At 62.2% G+C, this 13,304-nt stretch carries 10 protein-coding genes; 4 read left to right on the top strand and 6 right to left on the bottom strand.

What is annotated here, in order from left to right:
- The first annotated feature begins 89 nt into the window (after window positions 1-89).
- Window positions 90-446, top strand: a complete 357-nt coding sequence (locus AC1DWA_RS12585; RefSeq protein WP_024487755.1) for a hypothetical protein — start codon at window positions 90-92, stop codon at window positions 444-446.
- Between the two features lie 313 nt (window positions 447-759).
- On the opposite strand, the gene AC1DWA_RS12580 is transcribed toward AC1DWA_RS12585, so the two are convergent.
- The gene (locus AC1DWA_RS12580; RefSeq protein WP_080908928.1) at window positions 760-1,983 is read right to left on the bottom strand and encodes a PucR family transcriptional regulator; all 1,224 of its coding nucleotides are present in this window, start codon (window positions 1,981-1,983) and stop codon (window positions 760-762) included.
- A 38-nt stretch (window positions 1,984-2,021) separates the two neighbouring features.
- Window positions 2,022-3,356, bottom strand: coding sequence for a lipase family protein (locus AC1DWA_RS12575; RefSeq protein WP_020968441.1), 1,335 nt, complete (start codon window positions 3,354-3,356; stop codon window positions 2,022-2,024).
- A 466-nt stretch (window positions 3,357-3,822) separates the two neighbouring features.
- On the opposite strand from AC1DWA_RS12575, the gene AC1DWA_RS12570 reads away from it, so the two are divergent.
- Window positions 3,823-5,208: a hemolysin family protein gene (locus AC1DWA_RS12570; RefSeq protein ID WP_195791505.1), complete on the top strand. Its 1,386-nt coding sequence runs from the start codon at window positions 3,823-3,825 to the stop codon at window positions 5,206-5,208.
- On the top strand, window positions 5,205-6,218 hold the full coding sequence (locus AC1DWA_RS12565) for a hemolysin family protein (protein ID WP_020968443.1): 1,014 nt from the start codon (window positions 5,205-5,207) through the stop codon (window positions 6,216-6,218). The genes AC1DWA_RS12570 and AC1DWA_RS12565 overlap by 4 nt, the downstream gene beginning before the upstream one ends.
- Before the next feature lie 89 nt (window positions 6,219-6,307).
- Here the strand turns inward: AC1DWA_RS12565 and AC1DWA_RS12560 are convergent, their stop codons facing one another.
- The 4 genes from AC1DWA_RS12560 to AC1DWA_RS12545 form a co-directional block, all read right to left on the bottom strand.
- Complete coding sequence (locus tag AC1DWA_RS12560; protein ID WP_020968444.1) at window positions 6,308-7,390, bottom strand: ABC transporter substrate-binding protein; 1,083 nt, start codon at window positions 7,388-7,390, stop codon at window positions 6,308-6,310.
- 78 nt (window positions 7,391-7,468) lie between these two features.
- Window positions 7,469-8,266 (bottom strand): ABC transporter permease, encoded by a 798-nt coding sequence (locus tag AC1DWA_RS12555; protein ID WP_042950824.1) that lies wholly within the window; start codon window positions 8,264-8,266, stop codon window positions 7,469-7,471.
- Window positions 8,263-9,093 carry an ABC transporter permease gene (locus tag AC1DWA_RS12550; RefSeq protein ID WP_060938425.1) on the bottom strand — a complete coding sequence of 277 codons (831 nt, stop codon included), beginning with the start codon at window positions 9,091-9,093 and terminating at the stop codon, window positions 8,263-8,265. The genes AC1DWA_RS12555 and AC1DWA_RS12550 overlap by 4 nt, the downstream gene beginning before the upstream one ends.
- Window positions 9,090-9,923 carry an ABC transporter ATP-binding protein gene (locus tag AC1DWA_RS12545; RefSeq protein ID WP_020906250.1) on the bottom strand — a complete coding sequence of 278 codons (834 nt, stop codon included), beginning with the start codon at window positions 9,921-9,923 and terminating at the stop codon, window positions 9,090-9,092. The genes AC1DWA_RS12550 and AC1DWA_RS12545 overlap by 4 nt, the downstream gene beginning before the upstream one ends.
- 97 nt (window positions 9,924-10,020) lie before the next feature.
- Between AC1DWA_RS12545 and recC the strand changes: the two genes are divergently transcribed.
- Window positions 10,021-13,302 (top strand): exodeoxyribonuclease V subunit gamma, encoded by a 3,282-nt coding sequence (recC, locus tag AC1DWA_RS12540; RefSeq protein ID WP_477846374.1) that lies wholly within the window; start codon window positions 10,021-10,023, stop codon window positions 13,300-13,302.
- Window positions 13,303-13,304 lie beyond the last annotated feature (2 nt).

Below are 13,304 nucleotides of genomic sequence, written 5' to 3'. Positions count from 1 at the left end.
CTCCGACAGTGTCCGATTTATCCCGGTTTTCGTGGATCTTGCAGGGTGAAGGCAGAGGTATGCCCTTGAGAGGCGGTTACGCTCGTGTCATGCAGCAAGTCGCGACGAGGCGCCGGAGCCAGCCGCCGCCTGCGCGCTTCATGTTCGAGGCATTGATCGATCCGTACCGCCAGCCCGCCCGGCACTGGCTGGAACTTCTCGAGAGCGAGATCGCACCGGAGATCGTCAGGGCTGAAGAACCGGGGCTGGTGATCTGGTCGTCGATCTGGCCGGACCGCCCCGACGCCGTCATCCGATTCGACATCGAGGCGGTCGGAAACGGCACGATGCTGCGTTGGACGCTTTTCCTCGAAGATCCGATACCGTCCGAGGCGGAGGTCGTGCGGATGCGAAAGCGGCTCAACACCTTGATAAATGCGAATCTCAGGTTCAACTTCGGCCAATAGTTCGCCAAAAGCGGGAACTCTGTGGGCGCCCGTCCCGCCTACCTGCAATTGCGATACGGCATGGACAAAGCCGCCGGCACCGAAAAGGTGTCCAGCGGCTTCACAGCGTCGGTGCTCGTCTTGCGCCTATCAGCAAGTGGCCGCTCGAATCGGCATTTCTTTCGGCGGTATCCGGGGCAAAGAACTTCAGCACCGATGGCCTGTCGAGATGCAGCGAAGATTGGCGGGACGTGCGCCGCCACTTTGGTGGGCTTCGGGCGAGTCTCCGAAGCCCGCCAAAGTAGTTGCTTCGGCTCCAATAGCTTCTGAAAACTCAGACCGCAGGATCGGAGCGGCGCCGGTGAGGATTCGCGGTGTGAGCAGAGTAAGTAACGATGCGCTGGCCGACCCGTGCGGCCATGAGAGTGGAGACGCCGCTGGGCAGTAGCGGGTCATAGCCGGTGAGTTCGGCGATGCGGGAGAGCCGGTAGGTAACTGTGTTGCGATGGATGAACAGTGCCTGGGCGGAGACGTTGTGGTTGAACTCGCTGTCGATGAACGCATCGAGCGTCTCCAGCAGCGCAGGATGATCGGCAAGGGGATCGAGTAACGCTGCCAGAGCCGTCAGCGTGGGTCCGCCCGCAGCCACGGAATACTCGAATATCATGCGATTTCGGGTGCAGACCGTTTCAGCCCGGCCGAGGGCGCGGGCGGTCTCGGCGACGGTCCGTGCTTCGGCATAGGCCCCGGGGATGTCCGCCCGCGTAAGTGCGGTCGCGACCCCAATCCAGAATTCAGACTGAATGGCACTGTTGGACAGTACGATTCGGCTGGCTAACGCCGACGCCGGATCGCGTTCGTCGCCCGGGCGCAGGGGGACGAGCGCGATCCAACCGCCGTTGTCGCGGTAGAGGAAGGTGCCCGGGAGCAGCCCGAGCCGGTCGCGGAGGGCGGTGAGGGTGCCGGGCGCCGGTTGACCGAGTCGTACCGCGGCAACGATGAACGATTCCGCGATGGGGATCTCGGGTGCGCCCGTCCATCCGCTGACCTCGCGTCCAGCGAGCAGGTCGGCGGCGATCTCGCCTTGGCGTTCCAGGATGTCCCAGCGTGGCTGCCGGCTGTCCTCGATCAGGGTGGTGGCGATGTGTGTGACCACCAGATTGAGGTAGTTGGTCAGGCACAGCCCGAGTTTGGGCAATAGCGGGTACTCATCTGGTTCGAGGGCCAGGATGGACTCGCTCCATAGGAATGCGGTGCCGACCCGGTAGTTGGTCAGAATCTCCTCGAGGGACATGCCGTCACGGATCAGTCGCAACGCTCGTTCGACGATCGGGCGGGTGTCTTCCCTGGTCAGTTCGTGTTCCATGACGAGTGACCGGAAGAACAATGCGATGTTGAGCTGCACGCTGGGCACGAAGTCTGCGTCCAGCATGGAGTGCGGCAGCAGGTCGTCGGTCTTTAGAGTGGTGGCCAAGCCGGCCGCCCGGGCGTGCGCCCGGGCGATCACGTGCTGCCATTGCTCGTCGTGCGCGGGCCCGGGTTCGGGGGAATGCGCCATATTGCCTCCTCAGTCACTGGTACCCACGACCAATTCGCTCAAGCTCCTGGGAAGCCTGCGGGCAGAGGGGCGGGGGACCCGAGATTGAACTTCGGACCTGGGGACAAGCCGCGCAGTACGGCGCTGGTCCACGCTACCGCCGGAGCCCAACCGGTGACGGCATTGAGTCCGTGCTCGGGCAACGGTACGGTGATGAACCGCATGTCGGCACCGCTGTCCCAGTACTTGTTCACTGTCGGCAGCACTGTCGAGGGTGGCACGATCTCGTCCCAGATGCCGTGCCACCACAGGATCGGGCTGTCCGGGATGTGCTTGCCGAGACTGTTTTCTTCGAGCACTTGCATGACCGCAGGTTCGGTGTCCAACGATTTACCTGGCTTGAAATATGCGCTGAGTGGGCGGTAAGCCCCTGAGGGCGCGATGGTGATGACACAGCGAGATTGGAAATCGCGCAGCAATTGCTGGCCTTCCTCGGTGAGCAATTCCTCAGGCCGGAACACGTCCGGGTATTCCCGTGCCAAGGCTACGAACCCGAGCCACATGGTGAAATTTCCGGCTCCCGCGAGTCCGGGGTGCGGCTGCACTGCATATCGTGCGATGCCGGTGAGGCTGCCTGGGGTGGCGCCCGCGGCCGTGCCCAGCAGCCGTACGTCGGGCGCGTAGGTCGCACGCAGTTCGGCAGCGCGCATCGATCCCGAGCCGCCACCGGAGTATCCGTACAACGCGATGCCGGGATCGGCCAGGCCCAGCCCCTCATCGTTCTTCACCGCGCGCAGGCTGTCCAGCACCATCTTGCCCTCGGCATAGGTGTTGAACGTGTTGAACTTGCCGTCGAAGTCGGGGACGTTGATGGCGAAGCCCTGCGCCAGCCAACCGGCCACGAGCGGGGACTCCTTCATCGTGCCGACCTGCAAGGTGTGCGACGGATTGCAGGACGAATCGGTGGAGTCGATGGCCTCCTGGAACGAGACCACCGGCCGGGTACTTCCCTGCCACGGAATGCCTGGCACGATGACCGTCGTGGCTGTCACGATCGGATTGTCGTGGACATCGTTGGATCGGAAGAGTAGTTGCTTGGTGTAGACGGGAACCGGAATACCGACCAACCGGGTCTGCACCTCCCGAGTGCGCACAATCTGACCAGGTGCATAGGACGCGAGGTCCTCCGGATCGTTGTACCAGGGGTCTTCCGAGGGGGTCGGAATCGGCAGCTGATCGTAGAGTTGCGGTTCGGACGGCAGTTGTGGGAGCTGGTTCTGGTCCGGAGGAAATACGATATCGGTGGGATCACCCGCCGCAGTATTCGCACCGACCAGCACAGCTACCGCGGATATCATTGCCACAGTCGAGTGTCGCAACCACGTCTTACTCATTTAGCCTCCAGCGTCATCGCCATGAGGTGAAAGCCTCCAGGCGTCTGGAACAAGAACACCGCATGACGCGGTGTGAAATCTTCGGCACGATCCCAGCGGTGATTGCAATTATTAGTGCATGTGCACAATCGAATCGGCTGCGCTTCATCTGACTGGACAGGAATTGCTGGCGGGACGCTCCAGGAAGGACGCGATGCGCGTAGGCCCCGGTATCGAGTAGGGCAATCTACGGTCCCCTGGGGGGAAATGCTGGGAACCGATGTTCTATTCGTAGCCACATCGTTTCCCTCTTCGCAGCGAATACTTTCGGTGAAAACGTATGCCGGTGGGAACTTTCCCGGCAGGGTAAACGTAGAGTAAAGAACAAGGCTTCTTTCGCATCGACAGAGAGACCCATGGACAGCCACAGACCCAGGCCGGACACACCCCACTACGTGAACGCATGTGATGGCGAGGTGTCCGGCTCATGATGATCGCCCTGACACTGCTGCTCGGTGTGCTGGTCGTTCTGCTGATCACCGCAGTGACCGGCTACTTCGTTGCCCAAGAGTTCGCCTACATGGCCGTGGACCGATCCCGGCTCAATTCACTCGCCCAGGCCGGCGATTTGGGGGCGCAGCGGGCTCTGGCGGTGACGCGACGCACCTCGTTCATGCTCTCCGGCGCCCAGCTGGGTATCACGGTCACCGGTCTGCTCGTCGGTTACGTCGCCGAACCTCTCATCGGTGAATCGCTGGGAACGATCTTCGGTGGCATCGGCATTCCCACCGCCGTCGGGCTCGCGATCGGTGCTGTCTTGGCTTTGCTGTTCTCCACTCTGGTCCAGATGCTCTTCGGTGAGCTCTTTCCGAAGAACCTGGCCATCGCCCGTCCCGAACCGGTGGCCCGGTGGCTAGCTCGCTCGACCACCCTCTATCTGAAACTGTTCGGCTGGCTGATCTGGATCTTCGACCAAGCGTCGAACCTGCTGCTTCGCGCCCTGAAGATCGAGCCGGTGCACGACGTCGAACACTCCGCCTCCGCCCGCGACCTCGAGCACATCGTCGCCGAGTCCCGCGAAACTGGGACTCTGCCGCCCGAGTTGTCGACGATGCTCGATCGTATTCTCGATTTCCCCACTCGTCCGGTGGAGCACGCGATGATCCCGCGCACCCATGTCGACACCGTCCGCGCTGACGACTCCCTCGACCACGTCATCACTCTCATGGGGCGAGGGCACTCCAGATATCCCGTCGTGGGGGCAGATTCCGAGGACATCGTCGGCGTCATCCACCTTCAGGATGTTCTCGGCCTGACGCCGACCACTGATCTGACTGTGCGCGCACTCACCCGCTCCGCCCTGATCTTCCCGACGATACTTCCCCTGCCGAAGGCCCTGGCCGAACTCACCGACAGCAAGAACCAACTCGCTTGCGTCATCGACGAATACGGTGGATTCGCCGGAATTATCACCCTCGAGGACATCGCCGAAGAACTCGTCGGCGAAATCACCGACGAACACGACCCCGATCTGCCACTCGAACTACCCAGCGAGGACGGATCGTGGACCGTCGACGGTGGCGTGCACCTCGACGAGATCGAACGCACCATCGGACACGACCTCCCGAGCGGTGACTACGAGACGATCGCCGGCTTCACCATCGCTCATCATGGCGAACTTCCGGCCGAAGGGACCCGAATCCGCGTCGAATTGCCACCTGATCCCGCCGACCTGATTTCCGACGGCGAACAACCCCGACATTCACTGGTCATCGATGTCCTGTCCGTCGAGCGGCACGTCCCGGCATCACTACGACTACGCCTCGACCCCACCGAGATGGCCGGGACTGAAGCCGCGGAGGAGAACCGATGAGCAATCCCTGGATCGTCATTGCGATCACCGTCGGCCTCATCGCATTGAGCGCCTTCTTCGTCGCCGTCGAATTCGCCCTCATTTCCGCCAAACGGCACCGCCTCGAAGACGCCGCCCCCAACAGCCGCTCCGCCCGAGCCGCACTGCGCAGCGCCTCCGAACTAACCGTGCTCCTCGCCGGCTCCCAACTCGGCATCACCGTCTGCACCCTCGCACTCGGCGCGATCACCAAACCCGCCGTCCACCACTGGCTCACCCCTGCCTTCTCGAATTGGGGTATGCCGCTGTGGATCGCCGACGTCGCCGGTTTCGTTCTCGCGCTGATCATCGTGACTTTCCTGCATCTGGTCGTCGGTGAAATGGCACCGAAATCCTGGGCGATCGCCCACCCCGAGAAATCCGCCACACTGCTCGCCATCCCGATGCGCGGATTCATGTGGATCACCCGGCCTCTACTGCAATCGCTGAACTCGATGGCCAACTGGCTTCTGGTCAAAGTCGGTGTGCAACCGGTCGATCACGTCGGCAGCGGCCAGGACCCCGACGCCTTGCGGCACCTGGTCGAGCACTCCACCAACGTCGGAGCCCTCGACGCCGGATACTCCGCGCAACTCTCCGGCGCCCTCGACATGCAGACCCTGACCGTCCGCGATCTGCTTCCGAGCAACAAAGCTCCGACCTCCGTCACCACATCCGCGACCATGAACCACGTTCGATCGGTATCGAAACAATCAGGGCACCTACGAATCCTCGTTCGCGACAACGGTGTTCCTCTCGGGATCGTGCACGTTCGCGACACCCTGCTCCAACCCGACCACACCCGCGCCGAGGACATCATGCGACCGGCGTTCACCCTTGCGCCCGATACCCCCGTCCACCTCGCACTCGCCTCGATGAGGGAGAGCCGAAATCACCTCGCCGTAGTCACAGACGAACGAACAACGGTCGGCATCATCACTCTCTCCGATGTTCTCTCGCGATTGTTCCCGCGGTCCGAACCAGCAATCTGACCCGGGCTTGGGCACGACGATCAGATCTCAGGTTGCTCGAAGCGATGCTCGAAAGGAACGACCAGATCGTCGTGCCCAACGACCGGTGTTCAGATCAACTCCGGATTCTCGGCGTACACCTCTTCGAGGATCGACATGTCGAACAGTTGGTCCGCCGTAATCTCCAGCCCCGCTTTCGACAGTGCCGCGATGTTCTGTTCGATCAGTTGGGGTGTCATCGTGAACAACCCGTTGGCTTTGGTATCTGCCGACACCACAAGATCGTTCTGTGCGGTGGCTTCCTTGATCTGCTCTTCGAGTTCCAGGTTCTGGTCCTTGCCGTAGACCTCGACGGCAAGCCGTGCCGACTCTGCCGGATCAGCGACCGCATCCTTCCATCCCTGGATCTCGGCCTTCAGGAATGCCTTGAGCTTGTCCCTCTCGTTGTCGATGGTGGACTGGAGAACCGTGAACGATTCGGCGACCAACGGCAGGTTGTAGTCCGCGAAGAGGAAGTGGGCGTTGGGGAAACCTTTGGCGGCCAGTGTGATCGGCTCGTTGGTCACGTAGGAGACCCAGCCGTCCACCTCGCCGTTTGCCAGGGGGCTCGGATCGAACTGCGCGGGCACGATCGTCATCTGGCTTTCGGTCAGGCCGTTTGCTGCCAGGAGAGCTCCGAAGACGAGCTGATTGGAATCCTGGACGCCGATCTTCTTGCCGATCATGTCCTGCGGTGAGTTGATCGGTGCCGCAGCGGAACTGACAATCGCAAACGGATTCTTCTGGAACGTGGCCCCGACGATTTTTGCCTCCAGTCCGTCGAGTACGGCGGGGGCTGTGAGCTGCGGTGCGGACATTCCGATCCACACCTTGCCGGTGTCCAAGCCGGCTTCGACGCCGGTGCCGGCTGCGCCACCTGCCACCAGGTCTACATTCCCGAACCCGGCATCCTTGTAGTACCCCTTGTCGAGAGCGAAGTACTCGCCGGCGAACTCGATGTTCTTGATCCAGGACAACTGCACTGCAACTGTTCCGAATTCGGAACCGTCGTCCGTGGTTCCGCCACTCGAACTGCTGGAGTCACTGCTACACGCGAGCAATGACGCACTACCGGCGACTGCGATGCCGGTCAGCGCGGAGTAGCGGAAGAAGGCCCTGCGGTCCAGCTGGCGGACGGGCTTGAATGGCGTCATGAATCGGAACACTAGGGCCAGTCGGTTTCGTTCAGTTTGCTTGGGAGAGAGAGTTTGTTGAGGTCGTGTTAACAGATGTCACGACTTGCCCGCCGAAGGACCGAAGCGAGACAGAGCGATGCTTTCGAAGATCCCGACCACGGCGTAGAGGACGATCGACACCACGGTGATCACCACGATAGATGCCCACAATTCGTTGTACTGGTAGCGCGGAATGGCTTTGATCATGCTCGAACCCAAGCCTTGACCGCTACCGAGCCATTCGCCGATCAGTGCTCCGATCAAAGCGCCGGGCACTGACACCCTAGCGGCGGCGAACACCGCCGGAAGTGCGGACGGTACGGACACCATTCGCAATGCGGTCCAACGACTCCCACCGTACGCAGCTATGAGGTCTTGTGCCTGAGCCGGAGCGGCACGTAGACCGACCATGATCATGACGAGGGCTGGGAAGAACACCACTATCGCAACCATGACCGTCACACCCACGATTCCGCGGCCGAATATCAGGACGATGATCGGGGTCATCGCAACGAGAGGAACAGATCGTAGAAGCATTGCAACGGGCATGAAAGTCTGTTCGACAGTGCGGGAAACGACGAAGATCGATGCCACCACGAGCGCGGCAGTCATTCCGACGGCAAAGCCGACACCGGCGTCGCGCAGAGTGATGAACAGGTTGTCGATGATGCCCGAACGAGCGTCGGCGGACTTAGGACCGGAGAACAGGTACTCCCAGACGTCGGCCGGCGTCTTTCCCACACGCGGGCCGACCTGGGGGAAGGTGTTGAGGAAGACCACCCAGATGACAAGCAACAGCGCCGAGGCGATGGCAATCGGAGCGAGGAATCTCAATGTTCCTCGTACCGCGGTCATTTCTGTGCTCCCGGAGCGTTCGTCCACGGGGTGACGAGCCGGGCGATCGCTGCGACGACGGCGTATCCCAGGCCGGCCAGCAAGGCGGCGGCGATGGCCATTCCCCACGTTCGCGGGACGTTGTACGACGTCTGAGCGGCCGTGAGTGCGACGCCGATCCCGCTGTCCACCCCGCCGAGATACTCACCGAGAATTGCACCCAGTACGGCCGAGGGTGCAGCAATCTTGAGGGCGGCAAAGGTGCTCGGAAGTGCGCTCACCAATTGAACTTTGGTGAACTTCTGCCAACGCCCACCACCGTAGGCGGCAACGAGATCGAGGCTCGTCTTGTCTGCCGATCTCAGGCCTGCGAGTGTGCCGACCATCGTGGTGAAGAAGCAGTACATCGCGGCGAGAAAGATTGTGGGGGTCCGGCCGCCGAAGACGACCAGGATGATTGGGCCAAGCGCCAACAGCGGTGTGCAGTAGCTCAGGATCGCCAATTGTGTGGCCAATCCCTCGATGGGCGGAATGAGGACGACAAGCACGGCAAGCGTGATCGCCAGCAGATTTCCCCAGAGAAAGCCCTGCAGCGCACCGGAAGCCGTGACGGTGAAATTGGGTCCGTAGAGCGACCAACCGTCGTCGAACATCGTTGAAACAACCACCCACGGCGTCGGAATCGTACCTCCCGCAACACCGGCCGCCGCCAGAATCCACCAGAGAGCGATCAGTCCGCAGATGCCGACTGCACCGCCGAACCACGTTGGACGCTTCAATCGGATCCGGCGCGGTACAGATGGCTGCGCCGCCGCGGTCGCGACGTTCTCGATATCGGTAATTGTCATGCGACGCCTGCTTTTCCGAAGAGCAGTCCGGAGAGGTAGTCGTGGATCTCGTGGAACTCGGGTGTACGCATCATCTCGGGAGTACGCGGGCGCGGCAGGTCGATCGGCACGACTTCGAGGACGCGTCCGGGCCTCGGCGTCATGACGGCAACGACGTCGGAGAGGAACACGGCTTCGGCGATTCCGTGAGTCACCATCAACGTGGTCGCCGGTTTCTCGGTCCAGATCCTGAGCAATTCGATATTAAGTCGTTGTCGGGTCATGTCGTCCAGCGCGCCGAAGGGTTCGTCGAGTAGGAGGACACTCGGCTTGACCACGAGCGATCGTGCGATCGACACACGCTGACGCATACCGCCGGACAATTGAGCGGGCTTGGCCTTCTCGAATCCTTCGAGGCCGACGAGAGCGATCAGGTCGGCGATCTGGTCGGGGTCGGGATCGATGCCGGCAACCTGAAGCGGCAGTTTGATGTTGGAGGTCACCGTCCGCCACGGCAGCAAAGCCGAATCCTGGAAGGCGATTCCGAGTTCGCGGCGCTTGCGTAACTCGGCGGGCGACTGTCCGTTGACAAGTGCTGTTCCCGACGTCGGAGTATCGAGGCCCGCAAGGATGCGGAGAACGGTGGACTTCCCGCATCCGGACGGCCCGAGCAGAGACAGAAAGGATCCTTCGCTGGTTTGAAGGGACACGTCGGTCAGCGCGGTCACCGACCGACGACCCATCTCGAAGGTCTTGCCGAGGCCGGAGATGTCGAGACCGGTTCCAGCGGGGCGAGGTGTGGTGACGGGACTGGTCATTCCCGCACAGTACGAACGTCCGGTTGCGGTCATGTTGCCTGCGCGTCACCGCTGCGTGAGGCTGGTTCGGCGTCTCCTGTCACAGCGCCGTGGTGAGATGGACGTCTGGACGGAGTGAGGGGAGCGAAGATTGCTGAAGTTGTACCGGGCCGAGCGTTCGGACACCTTGGTCTCGGCGTTGGCCACGCTCCTCCGTACACCGCTGTCGGATCCATTCGCCCAGGAAACTGTTGCGGTGCCGGCCAAGGGCGTCGAGCGTTGGCTCAATCAGCGGCTGTCCTCCCAGCTAGGTACGTCCGGACCGTCAGCAGTGGACGGAATTTCTGCGAACATCGCGTTTCCTTCACCCGCGCGCCTGGTCGCGGAATCCGTGGCTGCGGTCAGTGGAATCACGGCTGACGACGACCCATGGTCGCCGACGCGATTGGTGTGGACGGTTCTCGACGTGATCGACGAGTCCCTCGGCGAGCCCTGGTGCGGAGTCCTGGCGAAGCATCTCGAAGGCCATCGTGAAGGTCGACGGTTTGCCTCCGCCACACATGTCACCGAACTCTTCCGCAGTTATGCCGCGCAACGCCCACAGATGCTGATCGACTGGGCCGCCGGGCGGTTGACCGACGGACACGGATTGGCGCTGTCGGAGGATTTCGAATGGCAGGCACGTCTGTGGTGCATCGTCGCGGACAAGATCGACGTTCCGGGGCCCGCAGAGCGACTGGGGCAAGTGAGCCGCGCGCTGGTCGAGGACCCGGCCTTGGTCGACCTACCGGAACGTCTGTCGGTCTTCGGGCCGACCCGGCTGCCGGTCGATCAGCGAATGATCTTGAGCGCACTCAGTGCGAATCGGGACGTGCACATCTGGCTCCCGCATCCCAGCCCCGCGCTGTGGACCAAGATGAGCTCGCGCATGCAGCCTCGAAGTGAGAGCACGATCCGACGTTCGGAAGACGGGTCAGCGCTGATATCCGCCAATCCGTTGCTGTCGAGTCTTGCTCGCGACGTTCGTGAACTTCAGATCAGCCTCGGTGCCGCCGAGTTCGAGTCGGTGCATCTTCCCGAACCAGCCGGCCCGAAATCCCTCCTGGCGACGGTCAAGGCCGATGTCATCGCAGATCGTGCTCCCAGCGTTGCAGCGGAACCGGACGGGACAGTTCAGGTCCACGCTTGCCACGGGCCGGCACGGCAGGTCGAGGTGCTCCGCGAATGTCTGCTCCGATTGTTCGAGGACGACCCGACATTGCAGCCACGCGACGTACTCGTGATGTGCCCGGACGTCGAAACGTACGCACCCTTGGTTCGTGCTGCATTCGGGCAAGGTGTCCATGGACACCCGGGGCATCTTCTTCGAGTAAAGCTGGCAGACCGCGGATTACGTCAGACCAATCCTGTCCTGGCCGTTCTCGGCTCTCTCCTCGAATTGGCCGACGGCCGGGCCACAGCCAGTGAGGTTCTCGACCTTGTTGCGACCGAGCCTGTCCGCACACGTTTTTCGTGGGGCGACGACGAATTGGAAAGACTGCGGGAATGGACGACGGAAGCGGGTGCTCGCTGGGGAATCGGTAGTCGGCAGCGTGCCACGTTCGGTCTCGATGCATTTCCGCAGAACACCTTCAACACCGCCATGGACCGAATCTTGTTGGGGGTCAGCGCGGACGAATCGGAAAATGCCTGGTTGGATCTCGCGCTGCCACTCGATGACGTGGACGGCACAGACATCGATCTGAGTGGACGTTTCGCAGAGTTCGTCGATCGCCTGGCAGTCTCGCTTCGCGATCTTGCCGGCCCACATTCGCCGGCCGAATGGCTTCGTGTGCTGATGCGGGCCCTGGATCTACTGACCGACACTGCGCCCGCCGATTCCTGGCAGAGCGCGGGGGCCCACCGCGAACTTGTAGCTGCTGTCGAATTCGGCGAAGAGACGGTGTTACGTCTGGCCGATGTTCGCGCGATGCTCTCGCGCAGCCTCGCTGGCAGACCTACGCGGGCCAACTTCCGAACCGGCGAACTGACGGTGTGCACGATGGTTCCGATGCGTTCGGTGCCGCATCGCGTGGTCGTTCTGATCGGGCTCGACGACGAGGTGTTCCCTCGAACCGGTGGAGTCGACGGCGACGACATCTTGTCCCGTGATCCAGTTGTGGGGGAGCGTGATCTGCGCAGTGAAGACCGGCAACTGCTTCTCGATGCCGTGATGTCTGCGGGTGAGCATCTGATTCTGTTGTATACCGGTGCCGATCCGGTCACCGGTGTCGTCAGACCGCCGGCGATCCCCCTCAGTGGCCTCCTCGACGTACTCAGTGCGACGGTGGGCCCGGAAGCGATCAACGGGGTGCTGACTCGACACCCGTTGCAGTCGTTCGACAATCGAAACTTCTCGCCGGATCAGCCGTTCAGCTTCGACACGGCAGCGCTGGCCGGTGCCAGGGCTGCTGCCGGAACACCGATCGAATTGCCGACAGTCTTGTCGGCCAAGCTACTCGAGGTGCATCCGAAGGAAGTGAACCTTGCCGACCTGGTGAACTTCCTCGTACACCCCGCCCGTGGTTTTCTGCGCCAACGCCTCGGCGTCCGGGTACCGGAACTCGACGACGACATCGCGGATTCGCTGGCAACCGAGCTCGATCCACTGTCCACCTGGGCTCTGGGTGACCGAATGCTTCTCTCGCGCTTGGCTGGACGCAGCTCGGCGGATTTCCGTGCAGCCGAGTGGCGCCGCGGTACTTTGCCGCCCTACAACCTGGGCGCCTCGGTTCTGGGCAACGTCGAGTGGGTGGTAGACCAACTTGCCGGTCTTGCATTGCCACACCTCGAGGGCGACTCCGAGGCTGTCGACGTCGACATCGACCTCGGTGACGGGCGTCGTCTCACCGGAACGGTAACCGGTGTGCACGGCAATTCAGTGGTGCGAGCGTCGTATTCCTCACTGGCGCCTAAACATCGAATGACGGCCTGGATAAACCTGCTCGCCTTGAAAGCGCACGGACGACCCGGTGCGCTCGATGCAGTCTCCATCGGACGGGGTCGGGGAAAGATAGCAGCGGCACGGTCGGTGCTCGATGCGCCAGGCAATGCGGTCGAGATCCTGCAGCAACTGGTGGACCTACGCGAGCGGGGGTTGCAGCGTCCGTTGCCGATGTGGGCCGCTACTTCAGCCGAATATGCGCGCCGACGCTTTGGTGGCGAGTCGGTCGACGATGCGACAAACGGTGCGGACACCCAGTGGACCGGGCAGTACGGCGAGATGATCGATCCGAGCAACGCTTACGTTTTCGGAGAAGCTCGAACACTGGCGGAGTTGGCTGCGGATCCGCCGTCGGACGACGAATTCGTCTGGGCCGAGGAACCGACTCGATTCGGAGTTCTCGCCCGACGACTGTGGGATCCGTTGCTGACCAACGAAAGAGCGGAGTAACC

The organism is Rhodococcus sp. P4_F3_2 (assembly GCF_056401335.1).
This window is presented reverse-complemented; position numbering and strand designations above follow the sequence as displayed.